17 protein-coding genes are annotated in these 16,327 nt (G+C 68.6%); 8 read left to right on the forward strand and 9 right to left on the reverse strand.

Features of this window, described 5'->3' with window-relative positions:
- Positions 1-70: 70 nt before the first annotated feature.
- Together ACJH6J_RS16110 and ACJH6J_RS16115 are read right to left on the reverse strand one after the other, a co-directional pair.
- A complete protein-coding gene (locus ACJH6J_RS16110) occupies positions 71-937 on the reverse strand; it encodes a type VII secretion target (RefSeq protein ID WP_212812645.1) in 867 nt (288 codons plus the stop codon).
- A gap of 71 nt (positions 938-1,008) precedes the next feature.
- Positions 1,009-2,667: a tetratricopeptide repeat protein gene (locus tag ACJH6J_RS16115; protein WP_371824596.1), complete on the reverse strand. Its 1,659-nt coding sequence runs from the start codon at positions 2,665-2,667 to the stop codon at positions 1,009-1,011.
- Positions 2,668-2,768: 101 nt separating this feature from the next.
- On the opposite strand from ACJH6J_RS16115, the gene ACJH6J_RS16120 reads away from it, so the two are divergent.
- Positions 2,769-3,332, forward strand: coding sequence for a TIGR00730 family Rossman fold protein (locus ACJH6J_RS16120; protein WP_212812643.1), 564 nt, complete (start codon positions 2,769-2,771; stop codon positions 3,330-3,332).
- An 11-nt stretch (positions 3,333-3,343) separates the two neighbouring features.
- A complete protein-coding gene (gene fadD6, locus ACJH6J_RS16125) occupies positions 3,344-5,125 on the forward strand; it encodes a long-chain-acyl-CoA synthetase FadD6 (protein ID WP_212812642.1) in 1,782 nt (593 codons plus the stop codon).
- 86 nt (positions 5,126-5,211) lie between these two features.
- Here fadD6 and ACJH6J_RS16130 read toward each other — a convergent pair whose 3' ends face one another.
- On the reverse strand, positions 5,212-6,036 hold the full coding sequence (locus ACJH6J_RS16130; RefSeq protein WP_212812641.1) for a hypothetical protein: 825 nt from the start codon (positions 6,034-6,036) through the stop codon (positions 5,212-5,214).
- 225 nt (positions 6,037-6,261) lie between these two features.
- Here ACJH6J_RS16130 and folP point away from each other — a divergent pair, with 225 nt between their 5' ends.
- The 5 genes from folP (at position 6,262) to ACJH6J_RS16155 (ending at position 9,275) form a co-directional block, all read left to right on the forward strand.
- Positions 6,262-7,086: a dihydropteroate synthase gene (gene folP, locus ACJH6J_RS16135; RefSeq protein ID WP_212814939.1), complete on the forward strand. Its 825-nt coding sequence runs from the start codon at positions 6,262-6,264 to the stop codon at positions 7,084-7,086.
- Positions 7,087-7,091: 5 nt separating this feature from the next.
- A complete protein-coding gene (locus tag ACJH6J_RS16140) occupies positions 7,092-8,024 on the forward strand; it encodes a glucosyl-3-phosphoglycerate synthase (protein ID WP_212814938.1) in 933 nt (310 codons plus the stop codon).
- A 46-nt stretch (positions 8,025-8,070) separates the two neighbouring features.
- Positions 8,071-8,376, forward strand: a complete 306-nt coding sequence (locus tag ACJH6J_RS16145) for a DivIVA domain-containing protein (protein WP_212812640.1) — start codon at positions 8,071-8,073, stop codon at positions 8,374-8,376.
- The gene (locus ACJH6J_RS16150; protein ID WP_212812639.1) at positions 8,373-8,954 is read left to right on the forward strand and encodes a DNA-3-methyladenine glycosylase I; all 582 of its coding nucleotides are present in this window, start codon (positions 8,373-8,375) and stop codon (positions 8,952-8,954) included. Before ACJH6J_RS16145 ends, ACJH6J_RS16150 begins: the two co-directional genes overlap by 4 nt.
- A 153-nt stretch (positions 8,955-9,107) precedes the next feature.
- Positions 9,108-9,275, forward strand: coding sequence for a DUF3117 domain-containing protein (locus ACJH6J_RS16155; protein ID WP_005059648.1), 168 nt, complete (start codon positions 9,108-9,110; stop codon positions 9,273-9,275).
- A 1-nt stretch (position 9,276) separates the two neighbouring features.
- Here ACJH6J_RS16155 and glgA read toward each other — a convergent pair whose 3' ends face one another.
- The gene (gene glgA, locus ACJH6J_RS16160; protein ID WP_212812638.1) at positions 9,277-10,446 is read right to left on the reverse strand and encodes a glycogen synthase; all 1,170 of its coding nucleotides are present in this window, start codon (positions 10,444-10,446) and stop codon (positions 9,277-9,279) included.
- A 77-nt stretch (positions 10,447-10,523) separates the two neighbouring features.
- On the opposite strand from glgA, the gene glgC reads away from it, so the two are divergent.
- Positions 10,524-11,738 carry a glucose-1-phosphate adenylyltransferase gene (gene glgC / locus ACJH6J_RS16165; protein ID WP_064857802.1) on the forward strand — a complete coding sequence of 405 codons (1,215 nt, stop codon included), beginning with the start codon at positions 10,524-10,526 and terminating at the stop codon, positions 11,736-11,738.
- Here glgC and ACJH6J_RS16170 read toward each other — a convergent pair.
- From ACJH6J_RS16170 to ACJH6J_RS16190, 5 genes are all read right to left on the reverse strand, one after another.
- Positions 11,735-12,325: a DUF4126 domain-containing protein gene (locus ACJH6J_RS16170; protein WP_212812637.1), complete on the reverse strand. Its 591-nt coding sequence runs from the start codon at positions 12,323-12,325 to the stop codon at positions 11,735-11,737. The two genes, glgC and ACJH6J_RS16170, sit on opposite strands and share 4 nt — an antisense overlap.
- Before the next feature lie 72 nt (positions 12,326-12,397).
- Positions 12,398-13,072: an isoprenylcysteine carboxylmethyltransferase family protein gene (locus ACJH6J_RS16175; RefSeq protein WP_212812636.1), complete on the reverse strand. Its 675-nt coding sequence runs from the start codon at positions 13,070-13,072 to the stop codon at positions 12,398-12,400.
- A gap of 8 nt (positions 13,073-13,080) precedes the next feature.
- Positions 13,081-14,718, reverse strand: coding sequence for an ABC transporter permease (locus ACJH6J_RS16180; protein WP_212812635.1), 1,638 nt, complete (start codon positions 14,716-14,718; stop codon positions 13,081-13,083).
- Positions 14,715-15,638, reverse strand: a complete 924-nt coding sequence (locus ACJH6J_RS16185; RefSeq protein ID WP_406804206.1) for an ATP-binding cassette domain-containing protein — start codon at positions 15,636-15,638, stop codon at positions 14,715-14,717. Before ACJH6J_RS16185 ends, ACJH6J_RS16180 begins: the two co-directional genes overlap by 4 nt.
- Positions 15,635-16,288 (reverse strand): TetR/AcrR family transcriptional regulator, encoded by a 654-nt coding sequence (locus tag ACJH6J_RS16190; RefSeq protein WP_212812633.1) that lies wholly within the window; start codon positions 16,286-16,288, stop codon positions 15,635-15,637. Before ACJH6J_RS16190 ends, ACJH6J_RS16185 begins: the two co-directional genes overlap by 4 nt.
- Positions 16,289-16,327: the final 39 nt, after the last annotated feature.

Consider the following 16,327-nt stretch of genomic DNA (forward strand, 5'->3'; position numbering starts at 1 on the left):
TGTCAACATCGGCTGACAATGTCGGGTTTGGTGACAGCTCCGGGTCACCGGGTGAGGCCCCGGCCCCGATCTAGATGTCCTGCGGCCGGGTCTGGGCCGGACGCCGCGGCGGGGGAGCGGCGACGCCCGACGGACCGGCCGCCGGGTCCCCGCTCCCGTCGGCGGTGCCGCTTGCCGGACCGCGGTGCTCGACCGACAGGATCCGCTTGTCGTCGTCACCCTTCTCGTGGCGTTCGGGATCCCGGCGTTCCCGTTCCCGGTCGTCGGTGTCCGGCTTGTCATGTTCCCCAACGGAATCCACGCCACCCGAGCCGCTCGCTCCGCCCAGTCCCGTGCCCGCCGCATGGCCGGCGCCGACACCGTCAGCCCCGCCCAGTCCGCCGAGCAACCCGCCCAACACGCCACTCACGCCCTGGGCGATCTGTCCCGGAATCTGCCCCAACGTCTGCGCCACACCCTGCGCGATCTGACCGGCCTGCTGGCCCACCTGCCCGAGCGTCTGCGCGGCGTCACCACCACCGGCGGCGGGGGAACCCGGCACCGCGGCACCGAGTCCCCCGGGCGCGCCGGCACTGACGCCACCACCGCCACCACCGCCACCACCGCCGGGAATGCCCTCGGCGGCCGAGGACAGCCCACGCGCACCCTGCTCGTCACCGGCGCGGTAGGCCTCGGCGGCGCGGTGCAGCTGCTCGGACAGCTGCTGACCGGCGGCGCCCGTCGACTGCAGGATGCTGTCGCGTCGCGCCATGACCCCACCAAGTGCCGAATTCATGCCGTGGGCGATCAGCCCGTGCGTCGCCGCCGGACCGGCCGGGCCGACCGACTGGCCGAGACCCGCGCCGTTCTGCAGCTGACCGAGCCCGGCCGCCACGGCGTCGTGCACCCGGGCCATGCCCAGCACACCCTCGGTATTGACGTACAGCGGATCGCCCATGACCTGACCCCTCGAAGATCTGTTGCGGTCAATCCTATGGCGGCGTCGACGACCTGCCCTGCGGCAAATGGTCAGGTGCGATCGGCGGCAACCTCCGCCGCCACCGCGCGAGCCTGCCTGGCGAACGCACAGTCGACGCCGACGCGGCCGAAACAGTCTGCGGCGCGGACATCGCCCAACAACGCCGCGTCGTGCAACGCACGCAGCGCCACGGCCGACTGGCCGCCGCGCTCGGCGGCACGGAACGCCTCGCGGGCGGCGGCGATCGCGCCGTGCCGGTCCCGCCGCGCCGCGTTGGTCCAGGCGCGAGCCAGGGCCAGTTCGGGAGCGAACAACATCGACTTCAAGCCGTGCCTGGCCTCGGCGCGGGCCAGTGCCCGGCCCGCCTCGGCGGTCGCCCCGCGCTGTCCGAGGGCTCGCGCCAGCAGCATCCATGCCAGCGGGCCCCACGAATACCCGGTGCGCGCCAGCGCTTTCGCCGCGTTCTCAAGCAGTTCGATCGCCGAGTCGAGTTCGCCCCGCGAGATCAACACATCGGCCAACAGCACCTCACCGATGGCCCGCCCGGGCTGTTGGGACTGCGTGAAATCGATCAGCTCCTGCGCCAGCCGCTGCGCGTTGTCGGGCTCGCCGGCCAACAGCAGGGCCGTCGTCTGCCCGAAGCCACTGGTGAACCGCAACAGGCCCGGCTGGCCGGCGGCCAGCGCGCGCTCGGCGAAGCCGTCCACCTCGGTCAACCGGCCCGTTCGCGCACAGCTCAGCGCCGCCGCCGATGCCGCCCAGCCGACGGCGGTGTCGCTCGGATCAGGACTGGACAGCACCGAGTCGGCCAGCTGCATCGCCCGATTGAGATTGCCCGCGTTCATCGCGAACGTCGCCGACAAGGCGTCCAGGGTGACCTGCGCCGTCGGCGTCTGGACCCGGCTGCGGACGGTGCGCAGGAAGGCCGTCGCCCGCTCGGGCTCGGACAGCATCCAGAACTGGTTGGCCGCGCGGGGCAGCGCCCACATCAGCAACGCGGGTTCGGTCAGTGCGGTCGCGTCGACCTCGGCCAGCACGGCATCGGCATCCGGACCGCGACCCTGCCAGGCCAGGGCGTAGCTCAGCGTCACCCGGGTGGCCAGGCCGCCGCCCGGCAGCGCGGCGCGGCCCAGGCGTTCCGCCAGCTCGAGATCACCCAGCCGCAGGGCATCGTCGGCGGCGGCAGCCAGCTCGGCGACGGGTAGGGCGTCACCGCCGTCGAGTGCCCGCACCGCACGCCGCAGCCGACCGACGACACCGTCGTCGTCCGGCGTCGGCAGCGGGTCGGCAGCGGGGGACGCAACGGGCGGGACCGGCCCGTCGGCGGTCACCGGCATCACCAGCCGGTCCCGTACCAGTGCCGAAATGCCTTCGGGCAGAGACTGATTCGATTCCGCGGTGACGATGACCCGGGCCGCCCCCGACACCGCGAGCTGGTAGACCAGCGACGCCGACAACCGGTCGAGCAGATGCCCGTCGTCGACGACCAACAGCAGTCCGGTCCCGAGGGCCTCGCGGGCCGCGCTCAGCACCTGAACCGTCCGGCCGGTCTCGGGCACCGTGAACAACCGCTCGAAGGCGCCGAACGGTACGCGGGAGTCGGCCGCGGTGCCGGTGATCCAGGCGGCGCGCTCGAAGCCGGGCGCCAGCTCGTCGTATGCGGCCCGTGCCCATGTGGTCTTGCCGGACCCGCGGGCACCGGTGAGCAGCGCACCGGACCGGGTTTCGACGCCCGCTTCGAGCTGGCTCAGCACCACGGTCCGATCCTATGGCTGCGCGATGCCCGGCACGGCTCGATTAGCGTTGCGGTGTGACAACCGAAAACGCCTACGCCGTCTGTGTCTACTGCGCCGCTGGTCCCCGTCATCCCGAATTGCTCACCCTCGCCGGCGATGTCGGCCGGGCGATCGCGGCCCGGGGCTGGACGCTGGTGTCCGGCGGCGGCAACGTCTCGGCCATGGGCGCCGTCGCCGACGGAGCCCGGGAGAACGGCGGCCGCACCATCGGTGTCATCCCGAAGAAGCTGGTGCACCGTGAGCTGGCCGATGTGAACGCCAGCGAACTGATCGTCACCGACACGATGCGCGAGCGCAAGCAGATCATGGAGGACCGGTCCGACGCGTTCATCGCGCTGCCGGGCGGGATCGGCACCCTCGAGGAGTTCTTCGAGGCCTGGACGGCCGGCTACCTCAACATGCACGACAAGCCGCTGGTGATGCTCGATCCGCACGGCCACTACGACGGCCTGCTGGCGTGGCTGCACACGCTGGTCGACACCGGCTATGTCCAGCGGGCCGCGCTCGACCGGCTCATAGTCGTCAAAGACGTCGACGCGGCCATGGCTGCTTGTGCGCCGCGTGACATCGCTCACTAGGCTCACCGGGCATGAGTGACGAGACATCACGCACCGGCGTCGGGCTGCTCGATATTGCTAAGCAACTGCCCGGTTTCCTGTCCGACGCCCCGGTGATCCTGCGCGGCCTGATCACCGGCTTCGGTGCGACCCCGACGGCGAAGACGTCCATCGGCAAGGTCTTCCAGGAACGCGCAGAGGCCAACAAGGACAAGGTCTTCATCAAGTTCGAGGACCAGCGCATCACCTACGGCCAGGCCAACGCGACGGTGAACCGCTACGCGGCGGTGCTGGCGGCCAAGGGCGTCGGCCCGGGTTCGGTCGTCGGCATCATGCTGCGCAACTCGCCGGACGCCGTGCTGCTGATGCTGGCGACGGTCAAGTGCGGCGCGATCGCCGGAATGATCAACTACAACCAGCGCGGCAACGTGCTGGCGCACAGCCTGGGCCTGCTCGGCGCCAAGGTGCTCGTCACCGAGCCGGACTTCCACGAGCCCGTCATCGAGTGCGGTGCCGCTCCGGAGCTGACCGCGGGTCTCATGTCGGTGGAGGAACTGCGCGAGCAGGCCGTCGGCCAGTCGACCGCCAACCCGGTGGGCACCAGCCAGATCCTGGCCAAGGAGAAGGCGTTCTACATCTTCACCTCGGGCACGACCGGCATGCCCAAGGCCAGTGTCATGACGCACTACCGCTGGCTGCGCGCCCTCGGCGGGTTCGGCGGGTTGGGGCTGCGTCTGAATAGCAGCGACACCCTGTACTGCTGCCTGCCGCTGTACCACAACAACGCGCTGACGGTCGCGACGTCGTCGGCCCTCAACGCCGGTGCGGCGCTCGCGCTGGGCAAGTCGTTCTCCGCCTCGCGGTTCTGGGACGAGGTCATCAAGTACGACGCCACCGCGTTCATCTACATCGGCGAGATCTGCGGCTACCTGCTGAACCAGCCGCCCAAGCCCACCGACCGGGCACACAAGGTCCGGGTCATCGCCGGCAACGGGCTGCGCCCCGCCATCTGGGACGAGTTCACCTCGCGCTTCGGCATCAAGCGGGTGTGCGAGTTCTACGCCGCCAGCGAGGGCAACACCGGCTTCGTCAACGTCTTCAACATCGACAAGACGACGGGCATCTGCCCGTCGCCCGTCGTCTACGTGGAATACGACCTGGAGACCGGCGAGCCGGCCCGCGGACCCGACGGCCGGCTGCGCAAGGTCAAGCGCGGCCAGCCGGGCCTGCTGCTCAGCAAGGTCAACAACCTGCAGCCGTTCGACGGCTACACCGACAAGGCCGCCAGCGAGAAGAAGTTGGTGCGCAACGCATTCAAGGACGGCGACGTTTGGTTCAACACCGGTGACCTGATGCGGTCGCAGGGCTTCGCGCATGCCGCGTTCGCCGACCGTCTCGGCGACACCTTCCGGTGGAAGGGCGAGAACGTCGCCACCACCGAGGTCGAGGCCGCGCTCGGCGCCGACGACCAGGTGGAGGAGTGCACGGTGTACGGCGTCGAGGTGCCGGGCTGCGGCGGCCGCGCCGGCATGGCGTCGGTGCAGTTGCGCGAGGGCGCCGAGTTCGACGGAGCCCGCCTGGCCAAAGCCGGCTTCGAGCACCTGCCCGCCTACGCGGTACCGCTGTTCATCCGGGTCGTGCCCGCCCTGGCGCACACCTCGACGTTCAAGAGCCAGAAGGTCGACCTGCGCAAGCAGGGCTACGGCGACGAGGTGAAGGACCCGATCTACGTGCTGGCCGGCCGCGACGAGGGCTACGTGCCGTTCTACCCCGAGTACCCCGCCGAGGTGAAGGACGGCAAGAAGCCGCGTTAGTCAGGGATTTGTGCACGATTTTCCGCGCTTACCGCGGAAAATCGTGCACAAATCACACGGGTGGCGAGCCGAATTCGGTCAGCTGATCACCACGTCACCGACGTCTCGACGTGGCCGAGTTCGGCTTTCTGCCTGCCGCTGGCGTCCTTGCATGACAGCACCACGTTGTAGGTGCTCAATGTTGGTGCGCCACTGAAGGATTCGGTGTGGCTGCCGTTGGCGGGAACGTTGAACTGCCGCGTCGTCTTCTTCGGGACCAGCGGGTTGATCGAATCCGCCGTCGCGGTGTAGTTGCACGTAGCCGCGATGTTGGAGGTGTTGGTGACGTTGAACGCGATGCTGGAGACGCCGGGTGCGCCGAACGACGCCTGAATCGCGTTGGTGACGTCAGGGATCGGGGCGCAGGTCTGGCCGGCCGGCACCGTCGGGGTGGGGGAGCCCGCGGGGCACTGCACCGGGGGCTTCTCCGCCGGTGGCGGGGTCACGACGGGCGGTGCCTGTGGTGTGGGTTTCGCGTTCCCGGGCATGGTGAACGTCGTGTTCGACCACGGACCGCACCAGTCGCCCTCGAGATCCTTCTTGCGGCACGCCTGCACCGCGATGTTCCAGTGGGCACCCGGACCGCCGCCGAGGGTGAATCGGGTGGTCGCGCCGTTGATGCACTTGAAGCCCTCTTCTTGCTGCTCGCCGCCGTCGATCTTCCAGTGCACCGCGTCGACGACATAGTCGCCGTGCACCCGGGGGCAGCCGCTGATGACGCAGATCGCGGTGGTGATCTCGCCGGGTTCCTGATTGCAGTTCACGTCGAGACCGTTGGGTAGGGCCCCGGCGGGCGCCGGTGCCAACACGGGGAAGCTCGTCATCGCGGCAACGACGGCGACGCGCGTCAAATACAGTGCTCGCTTGCTCATCTGCGGCCTCCTGGGAGTTTGCTCTCGATCCGATTGGACGTGAATCGAACCTATTGACCGCGGCACCTCCTCGAATCAGGGAATTCCCTACACTTCGCGGCATTTGCCACAGCGGTGGCCGCGGAATGAGCGGATTTGCGGCAGCCCGATAGCCTGGGAGTCGTGCAGTCCTCCGCAAGGGGCCAGTTCCTGGGTCGCCAGGTGGCCGGCGATCGCGCGCTGATCATGGCGATCGTCAACCGCACCCCGGATTCCTTCTATGACCGGGGGGCGACCTTCAGCGACGGCGCGGCCAAGGACGCCGCGCACCAGAAGATCGCCGACGGGGCCGACGTCATCGACATCGGCGGCGTCAAAGCGGGTCCGGGCAGCACCGTGGACGCCGACGAGGAGATCGCGCGCGTCGTGCCGTTCATCGAATGGCTCCGCGGCGAGTACCCCGACCAACTCATCAGCGTCGATACCTGGCGCGCGAACGTGGCCAAGCAGGCCTGCGCGGCCGGGGCCGACCTGATCAACGACACCTGGGCCGGCGCCGATCCGGGACTGCCCGAGGTGGCCGCCGAATTCGGCGCGGGACTGGTCTGCTCGCACACCGGCGGGGCCGTGCCGCGAACCCGGCCCTTTCGCGTCAACTACGGCGTCACCGAACGCGGCGTGGTGGACGACGTCATCGCCGAGGTCACCTCAGCGGCGCATCATGCCGTCGATGTCGGCGTCGCGCGGGACGCCATCCTGATCGACCCGACGCACGATTTCGGCAAGAACACTTACCACGGTCTTAGTTTGTTGCGCCACGTAAAAGATCTTGTAAATACCGGATGGCCAGTCCTGATGGCCCTCAGTAACAAGGATTTCGTGGGGGAGACTTTAGGTGTCGAACTGACCGAGCGCCTGGAGGGGACGCTGGCCGCGACGGCACTCGCCGCCGCTGACGGCGCCGCCATGTTCCGGGTGCACGAGGTGGGCCCCACCCGACGCGTGCTGGAAATGGTCGCGTCGATCCAGGGCGGGCGTCCACCGAGCCGAACAGTGAGGGGACTCGCGTGACCCTAATGCCCGAGATGACTGCTGAATCCATCGCTCGCCATGCGTGGCTGGCCGAACGCAGCTGGAGCCGGCCGGCGTGGACCATCGCCGAGCTCGAGGCCGCCAAGGCTGGCCGGACCGTCTCTGTCGTGTTGCCCGCGCTGAACGAGGAAGACACCGTCGCCGACGTCATCGACAGCATCAGCCCGCTGCTGGGTGGTCTGGTCGACGAGCTCGTCGTGCTCGACTCCGGTTCCACCGACGAGACCGAACTGCGTGCCATCGAGGCCGGCGCCCGGGTCGTCAGCCGGGAACAGGCGCTGCCCGAGGTGCCGGTACAGCCCGGCAAGGGTGAGGCGCTGTGGCGCTCGCTGGCGGCCACCACCGGCGACATCATCGTGTTCGTCGACTCCGACCTGCTCGACCCCGACCCGATGTTCGTGCCCAAGCTCCTGGGCCCCCTGCTGCTCGCCGACGGGGTGCATCTGGTCAAGGGCTTCTACCGGCGGCCGCTGAAGGTCGGCGGCACTGAAGACGCCAACGGCGGCGGCCGGGTCACCGAACTCGTGGCACGGCCCCTGTTGGCATCCCTGCGGCCCGAGCTGACGTGCCTGCTGCAGCCGTTGGGCGGCGAATACGCCGGCACCCGGGAGCTGTTGACGTCGGTCGGGTTCGCGCCGGGCTACGGCGTCGAGATCGGTCTGCTGATCGACACCTACGACAAGCTGGGCCTCGACGCCATCGCGCAGGTCAATCTCGGGGTGCGCACGCACCGCAACCGGCCGTTGAACGAGTTGGCCTCGATGAGCCGTCAGGTGATCGCGACGTTGCTGTCGCGCTGCGGCATCAGCGACTCGGGCGTCGGCCTGACACAGTTCTTCGCCGACGGCGACACCTTCACGCCCCGCACGTCGACGGTGTCACTGATCGACCGTCCCGCCATGAACACCCTGCGCTGACCCGCCCTCGCGGCGCTTGTCGGTGCCATCCGGCAGGATCGTCGGTGTGACACTGATTTTGATCTACCTCGTGGTGCTGATCCTCGTCGCGGTGGTGCTCTTCGCGCTGGGCACCGTGCTGTTCGGGCGCAGCGAGCAGCTGCCGCCGCTGGCACGCGGCACCACGGCCACCGTGCTCCCCGCATCCGGTGTCACCGGCGCCGACGTCGACGCCGTCAAGTTCACGCAGACCCTGCGCGGCTACAAGACCAGCGAGGTCGACTGGGTGCTGGACCGGCTGGCGCAGGAACTGGACTCGCTGCGCGGCGAGCTGACAACGCTGCGGGCGCAGACCGCGGACGCCGACCAATGACGAGTGCCGAGCGGACCCGCTGCGGGTGGGTCAACATCGGTGAGTCGGCGGACGCGGTGCTGTACCGCGACTACCACGACACCGAATGGGGGCGTCCGCTGCGCGGCACCCAGGCGCTGTTCGAACGGGTCTCGCTCGAGGCGTTCCAGAGCGGCCTGTCGTGGCTGGTCATCCTGCGCAAGCGGGAGAACTTCCGGGCGGCGTTCAAGGGGTTCGACGTGGCCACGGTCGCCGGCTTCGGGGAGAAGGACATCGACCGGCTATTGGCCGACCCGGGCATCGTCCGCAACCGCGCCAAGATCGAGGCGACCATCGCCAACGCCCGCGTGATCGACGGGGGCCTGGACCTCGACGAGCTGCTGTGGTCGTTCGCGCCACCGGCGCGGCCGCGGCCGGCCGACCTGGCGCAGGTTCCGGCGACCACACCGGAGTCGGTGGCCATGGCCAAGGAGCTGAAGCGCCGCGGTTTCCGGTTCGTCGGCCCGACCACGGCGTATGCGTTGATGCAGGCCACCGGGATGGTGGACGACCATGTCGAGGCCTGTTGGGTGCCCCGTTACAGCTTGTCGGAGGCGTGACGGGCGGGTCTTTCACACCCTCAGGTAGCGATAGGGAACAATAGACATAGTTCAGTTGCAGTTCAGTGCCGTGATCCGACCCACTGAGTGGGTAGATCCGGCCTTGATCCGGGACCGTGGATGCGGTCCGGGCGCGTGCGGAGGGAGCACCCGATGGCGGCGATGAAGCCCCGGACCGGCGACGGTCCACTGGAAGCAACCAAAGAGGGGCGCGGCATCGTCATGCGGGTACCGCTGGAGGGTGGCGGTCGTCTGGTGGTCGAGCTGACCCCGGATGAGGCCGCAGCCCTGGGCGACGAACTGAAGAACGTCACCAGCTAGTTCAGCCGCAGACGCTCCGATAGATGTCGAGCGTCTGCTGGGCGACCTGCATCCAGGAGAACTCCTCGATGCACCGCCGACGGCCGGCCTGCCCGAACGTGCGGGCCTGTTCCGGGTTCCGGACCAACGCATTGACCGCGTCCGCGAGCCCTGTCTCAAACCCCACCGCATCCGCGGCGTCGTAGTGCACAAGTGACCCTGTGCTGCCTTCGTCGACCACCTCGGGAATGCCGCCGACGTCCGAGGCGACCACGGCGGTGCCGCAGGCCATCGCTTCGAGGTTGACGATGCCGAGCGGTTCGTAGACCGACGGACAGACGAAAACTGTTGCCGTCGCCAGGATTTCGCGGATCTTCTCGAGCGGCAGCATCTCCTGGATCCAGTGCACGCCGGCGCGCGTCGCGCTGAGCTCTTTCACCGCGGCCGCCACCTCGGCCGCGATCTCCGGGGTGTCGGGTGCGCCCGCACACAGCACCAGCTGCACGTCCGGGTCGAACCGGTGGGCCGCCGCGATGAGGTGACCGACACCCTTCTGCCGGGTGATCCGCCCGACGAACGCCACGATCGGCCGGTCCGGGTCGATCCCGAGGTCAACCAGGGTCTGGCCCGCCTCGACCGGATACCAGTCGTCGGTGTCGATCCCGTTGCGCACCACGTGCACTCGCGCGGGGTCCAGCTGCGGGTAGGTGGCCAGGACGTCGGCCCGCATGCCGGCACTGACCGCGATGACGGCGTCGGCCGCTTCGATCGCCGTGCGCTCGACCCACGAGGAGATGCGGTAGCCGCCACCGAGCTGCTCGGCCTTCCACGGCCGCCGCGGCTCGAGCGAGTGCGCGGTCAGCACGTGCGGGATGCCGTGGAGCAGCGCGGTGAGATGCCCGGCCATGCCGGTGTACCAGGTGTGCGAATGCACCACGTTCGGCATGGCAGCCGGCCCGGCGAACGCGTTGTTGACCATCGCCAGATCTGCCGACAGCGTCGTCAGGGCCGCATTGGCGCCGGCGAGCAGGGGATCGGGCTGGGCCACGAAGGCGTCCCGCCGCTGCACGCCCATGCAGTGCACGTCGACGTCGCACAGCTTCGTGAGCTGCCCGACGAGCTCGGTCACATGCACGCCCGCGCCGCCGTAGACCTCCGGTGGATACTCCCGCGTCATCATCGCCACCCGCATGTCGATGACGTTAACGCGTGCGACGGGTTGGGGCGTATGTCTGGCCGCTTCGGTTGGTGGCTACTAGGTTTGGTGGCATGAGGGAACAGCCGCAGGTGCTGGGAATCGTCTTGGCCGGCGGTGAGGGCAAACGGCTGTATCCGCTGACGGCGGACCGCGCAAAGCCCGCCGTCCCGTTCGGCGGCGCCTACCGCCTCATCGACTTCGTCCTGTCGAACCTCGTCAACGCCCGATACCTGCGGATTTGTGTTCTGACGCAATACAAGTCGCACTCACTGGACCGGCACATCTCGCAGAACTGGCGGCTGTCGGGCCTGGCCGGCGAGTACATCACCCCGGTCCCGGCGCAGCAGCGCCTGGGCCCGCGCTGGTACACCGGCTCGGCCGACGCCATCTATCAGTCGATGAACCTCATCTACGACGAGGACCCCGACTACATCGTGGTCTTCGGGGCCGATCACGTGTACCGCATGGACCCCGAGCAGATGGTGCGGTTCCACATCGAGAGCGGAGCGGGCGCGACGGTCGCCGGCATCCGGGTGCCGCGCGCCGAGGCGTCGGCGTTCGGCTGCATCGACGCCGACGAGTCCGGCCGCATCCGCAGCTTCGTCGAGAAGCCGGCCGACCCGCCGGGCACGCCCGACGACCCCGAGCAGACGTTCGTCTCCATGGGCAACTACGTGTTCACCACCAAGGCGCTCATTGACGCCATCCGGGTGGACGCCGAGAACCACGACTCCGACCACGACATGGGCGGCAACATCATCCCGCAGATGGTGGCCGACGGAATGGCCGCCGTCTACGACTTCAACGACAACGAGGTGCCCGGCGCCACCGAGCGCGACCACGGCTACTGGCGCGACGTCGGCACGCTCGACGCGTTCTACGACGCCCATATGGACCTGGTGTCGGTGCACCCGGTGTTCAACCTCTACAACCGGCGCTGGCCCATCCTCGGTGAGTCGGAGCATCTGGCCCCGGCCAAGTTCGTCAACGGCGGCTCGGCCCAGGAATCGGTCGTCGGCGCGGGCAGCATCATCTCGGCTGCGTCGGTGCGCAATTCGGTGTTGTCGTCCAACGTCGTGATCGACGACGGCGCCATCGTGGAGGGCAGCGTGATCATGCCCGGCGCCCGCGTCGGGCGCGGTGCCGTGGTGCGGCACGCCATCCTGGACAAGAACGTCGTCGTCGGCCCCGGCGAGATGGTCGGCGTGGACCTGGAGAAGGACCGCGAACGCTTCTCGGTCAGTGCCGGCGGCGTCGTCGCGGTCGGTAAGGGCGTCTGGATCTAGACGGCCGCATCGGGCGTCCGGCGGCGTCTGCGGCGGAGTAGCGCCACCGCCGCCCAGACCAGCAGCGCGAGCGCGACGACAACCAGCACCGGCAGCACGATCGCGACGATCACCAGCCCGACGCTGGCCACGTCTTCCACCGTGCTCAGCACGGGTGCCGCGAGCCCGCCGGTGGCGACATTGGCGACGGGCCGCACCGTCGACTTGGTCAGCGACACCACGAGCGCGGTGACGGCCCCGATCACCACGGGAATCCACTGACCGGAACTGGCGAACGCGCCGGGATCGGTGACGGCGGCAGTCTGTGCCGCGGTGCCGGAGCCGAAGACGATGCCGCCGGACGTCGGCCGCACGAACGTCTGGATGACGTCGTTGACGCTGTCGAGGGCGGGCACCTTGTCGGCGACGATCTCGACGACCAACAGCACGGCCACGATGCCGATCACCCAGCCGTTGGTCAACCACGCCCACGGGTGCGGGAGCTCCACGAGGTTGGTGAAGCGTCCCAGCAGGCCCATCGCCAGCAGGGGAATGTAGGCGTTGAGGCCCGACGCGGTGGCCAGACCGAGGCCGGTGAACAGTTCCACCCGTTCAGTCTCCGGGATTTGTGCACGATTTCCCGCGCTGTCCGCGGATTTTCGTGCACAAATCCCGCGGTGTCACCAGACGTAGGGGAGCAACCGGTAGCGCACCTTGTGGGTGTAATCGACGTAGCCGGGCAGTTCGGCGCGCAGCATCTTCTCCTCGTCGAAGATGCGCGCCATGAGCGCCGGGGCGGCGGCCAGCACCGGGATGAGCCCCCAGTAGGAGCCCAGTGCCAGCGGGGTCGCGAGCATCATGATCAGTGCGCAGATGTACATCGGGTGCCGCACGATGCCGTACAGGCCGGTGGAGATGACCGGCTGGTTTTCCTCGACCGAGATGCTCGCGCCCGCGAAGTTGTTCTGGATGACGACCCACTGGGCCGCCAGCAGCGACACCGCGACGACGACGTTGCCGAGGATGACGACGGCCGTCGGCACGTAGGACCACCCGAAACGCCAGTCGAGTGCGCTGACGATGCCGGTTCCGATCACCGACGCGAGGATCGCCCAGATCGCCACCTTCTGAATCGGGCGCGTCTCGGCCGTCGGGCCGCCGTGCATCCGTCGCGCCAGCGCCTCGGGGCGCTTGATGGCCAGGTACATGCTCGGGCCCATGGTCGCGACCATGAAGACCGCGATGAAAACCCAAGCCTGCCAATAGTGGATGGTGCCGGCCGGCACGCACAGCAGCACCGCGAAGAAGACGATGCCCCCGGCCGCCGAGGCGAGCGCCTGCAGAGCGAGTTTCATGATTTCTCCTACCGTAGATCACGGCGCCGGAAAGCCAAGGCGCCCAGGATGATCAGAGTTGCGTCCAGAGCCAGCAGCCAGACCAGTGGCGTCGCGGTGAAGGTACCCGAACCAACCCGCGGGATATGGCTGAACGGATCGAGGTCCAGCACCCAGTGCGGTGAATTCGCCAGCGAACCAAGCAGATACACCGCGATGAAGCCGACCAGGGCGCCCCACGCCACCGGAGTGAATCGCGGCGCTGCCCCGAACAACACGGTCGTCACTGCGATCAGGAGCCAGATGGCGGGCAGTTGCACTGCTGCCGAGCCCAGCACCAGGGGCAGTTTGCCGCCGAGGTCGTCGGCCGCCGCGCCGTACGTCAGGCCGGCCAGCAGGCCCGACGTCAGCATCGCGACCGTGGTGCCGGCGAGCGCGATGGCCAGATAGCCGGTCAGCCAACGGATCCGGCTCACGGCTCCGGCGAGTAACGTCTCGGCGCGCTGGCCGGTCTCCTCTTGATGCGGCCGCAGGGCCAGCGATACCGCGAACGCGGCGGCGACCATGCCGAGCATGTTGAAGGCGATCGAGATGAACGCTTCCTCCAGTGCGCTGGTACCGCCGAGACGCGTGATGATGTCGCGTGCCGAGCCGCTGCCGCCCAGCTCGTCGCCGATGCCGTGTACGACGCTGCCGACGAGCAGCCCGTACAGCCCCAGCCCGACGGTCCATACCAGGACCGAGCCGCGGGTCAGCCGCCAGGCCAACCCTGTTGGGCCGCTGAGCATTCCGGTGGCCCGAGGCCGGCCGCGCCGCTCGGCGAACATCCCGGCTCCGACATCGCGGGCGCCCTGCAATTGGTACGCCAGTACCACCAGGGCGACGGTCAGTGTCAGGTGCAGTGCCAGCACACCGAACCGGTCACCGGCATACGGGCGGACCAGCAGTGACCAGCCCAGGGGAGAGGCCCAGGACAGTTCGCTGCCACTGGCGTCGCCCACCGCGCGCAGCGTGAACGCGGCGCCGAGAACGCCGAAGGCGATACCGCGGGCGACGCGCGCGCTGGCCGAGAGCTGCGCGGCCACGGCGGCGACGGCGGTGAACACCAACCCGGAGGCGGCCAGCGCGCAGCTGAACGCCAGTGAACCCGCCACGGGCACATCGGTATTCAGGAGGCCGAGGAAGCCGAGCCAACCGGTGAGCAGCGAGCCGCCACCGGTCAACAGCAGCGCGGCGGTCAGGCTCGCGTTGCGGCCGACGGCCGTCGAGTCGATGAGTTCGGTGCGGCCGGCCTCTTCATCGGCGCGGGTGTGCCGGATCATCGTGAGGATCACGGCGACGGCGATCAGCACGTGGAACATGCCGGCTTTCCAGATGCCGGCCGCGCCCAGGCTGTCGTTGTAGATGTTGCCGTAGATCGCGCGCTGGGCCGGGCTGGCCATGATGCTCGCCGCGAATCCGGCGCGGGCCGCCGCGGTGGGGTAGACGGCCTCGATGCTGCCGATGTACACCGTGGACAGTGGCAGAGACAGCAGCAGCACCCACAGGGGCAGCACGATCCGGTCGGTGCGCAGGTAAAGACGAAGCAGCCCAAGGGTTCCGGTGAAGCTGGAGGCCCCGGCGGCCGGCCGGGCGGGCCGGGCCGGGCGGTCCAGGACGGCGGTCATGCCCGCACCTGCTCGGGTTCGCGGCGGTTCCGGCCACTGTCGTAGTGCCGCAGGAACAGATCCTCCAGCGTGGGCGGCTGGCTCACCAGTGAGCGCACACCGGCATCGCCGAGTGCCTTGATGACCGCGCCGAGACTCTCCGATTCGACGCGGGCTGTGAGCATCCGGCCGTCGAAGAAGATGTCGGAAACCCCTGGGAGGTGGTCGATCCGGCCCGGGTTGTTGATCATGTCGGCCTTGATGGTGGTGCTCGACAGGTGCCGCATCGACTCCAGCGTTCCGCTCTCGACGGTCCGGCCGGCCCTGATGATCGTCACCCGCTGGCACAGTCGCTCGGTCTCGGCCAGGATGTGGCTCGACAGCAGGACGGTGGTGCCCCGTCCGGCGGCCTCGGCGACGCACTGCTGGAAGATGTTCTCCATCAATGGATCCAGGCCGCTGCTGGGTTCGTCGAGTAACAGCAGGTCGGCGTTGGAGGCGAAAGCCGAGACCAGGGAGATCTTCTGCCGGTTGCCCTTGGAGTACGTACGGGTCTTCTTGGTGGTGTCCAGGTCGAACCGCTCGGTGAGTTCGGCGCGGCGTTTTTCGTCGATGCCACCGCGCATCCGGGCCAGCAGATCGATTGTCTCGCCGCCGGTCAGCGTCGGCCACAGCGTGACATCGCCTGGTACATAAGCGATGTGGCGGTGCAATGCCACGGAGTCGGTCCACGGGTCACCGCCGAGCAGCCGGACCGAACCGGAGTCGGCGCGAACGAGCCCCAGCAGGATGCGGATCGTCGTCGACTTGCCTGCGCCGTTGGGCCCCAGGAAGCCGTGCACCTCACCCCGCTCGACCCTCAGGTTCAGTCCGTCGAGTGCCCGGACCGCCCCGAAGTTCTTTGTCAGGGTGTCGATTTCGATAGCGGCGTTCACATTCACTCCTCGGTGCTGGTGACGATGGGTTGGCCTGATTCCTGTTGCGCCAGAAAGGCTTCGTACATCGTCGAATCGGCCATCAGGCCCTCGGTGTACACCTCGAGTGCGGGCAGCACCATGTCCTGCGCGTAGTCGTGCAGCACCTGGCGATAGTCCGTCGGGTTGTCGTGCAACTGGATGTACGTCAGGAAGGCACCGCCACTGGTCAGGGCCAGGAAGCGGGCGCGCGCCCTGGGGTCGTGACTCGGCTTGATGGTGCCGGCGCGGACGCCCTCTTCGAGATAGCCTTCGGTGTTCTCGATCATGTTCTGCCACAGCGACTTCGACAGTTCGCCGCCGGTCTGCAATGCCTGCATCAGGTAGGCGGTCATGGGTGCGAAGGATTCGATCTCGGCGAGCTGCGCGAACCACGCGCTCGGGCTGGCGTTCTGCATCGACTCGGTCTTGGCGGCCCGGACGGTCTCGATGACGTAGGCGTCGCAGGCTTCGCGCAGTTTCTCCTTGGAGCCGAAGTGGTGGATCACCAAAGCCGCGCTGACCCCGGCGGCCGTCGCAATGCTGCGGACGCTGGCCGAGAACCCGTGCTGGCCGAACTGTTCGATGGCCGCATCGCGGATACGGGCGACGGTGGTGAGGTCCTCGACTGAACGCATGTTCAATACGCTAAACACGCGTTCAGTCGGTCGTCAAGG

It is taken from the genome of Mycobacterium sp. SMC-18, from assembly GCF_045310895.1.
GTDB lineage: Bacteria > Actinomycetota > Actinomycetes > Mycobacteriales > Mycobacteriaceae > Mycobacterium.

What these genes read in the sequence shown, in the direction of transcription:
- ACJH6J_RS16110 (WP_212812645.1), bottom strand. Translation starts at nt 937, where the DNA reads ATGGGCGATCCGCTGTACGTCAATACCGAGGGTGTGCTGGGCATGGCC.
- fadD6 (WP_212812642.1), top strand. Translation starts at nt 3,344, where the DNA reads ATGAGTGACGAGACATCACGCACCGGCGTCGGGCTGCTCGATATTGCT.
- ACJH6J_RS16130 (WP_212812641.1), bottom strand. Translation starts at nt 6,036, where the DNA reads ATGAGCAAGCGAGCACTGTATTTGACGCGCGTCGCCGTCGTTGCCGCG.
- folP (WP_212814939.1), top strand. Translation starts at nt 6,262, where the DNA reads ATGGCGATCGTCAACCGCACCCCGGATTCCTTCTATGACCGGGGGGCG.
- ACJH6J_RS16140 (WP_212814938.1), top strand. Translation starts at nt 7,092, where the DNA reads ATGCCCGAGATGACTGCTGAATCCATCGCTCGCCATGCGTGGCTGGCC.
- ACJH6J_RS16150 (WP_212812639.1), top strand. Translation starts at nt 8,373, where the DNA reads ATGACGAGTGCCGAGCGGACCCGCTGCGGGTGGGTCAACATCGGTGAG.
- ACJH6J_RS16155 (WP_005059648.1), top strand. Translation starts at nt 9,108, where the DNA reads ATGGCGGCGATGAAGCCCCGGACCGGCGACGGTCCACTGGAAGCAACC.
- glgA (WP_212812638.1), bottom strand. Translation starts at nt 10,446, where the DNA reads ATGCGGGTGGCGATGATGACGCGGGAGTATCCACCGGAGGTCTACGGC.
- glgC (WP_064857802.1), top strand. Translation starts at nt 10,524, where the DNA reads ATGAGGGAACAGCCGCAGGTGCTGGGAATCGTCTTGGCCGGCGGTGAG.
- ACJH6J_RS16175 (WP_212812636.1), bottom strand. Translation starts at nt 13,072, where the DNA reads ATGAAACTCGCTCTGCAGGCGCTCGCCTCGGCGGCCGGGGGCATCGTC.
- ACJH6J_RS16180 (WP_212812635.1), bottom strand. Translation starts at nt 14,718, where the DNA reads ATGACCGCCGTCCTGGACCGCCCGGCCCGGCCCGCCCGGCCGGCCGCC.
- ACJH6J_RS16190 (WP_212812633.1), bottom strand. Translation starts at nt 16,288, where the DNA reads ATGCGTTCAGTCGAGGACCTCACCACCGTCGCCCGTATCCGCGATGCG.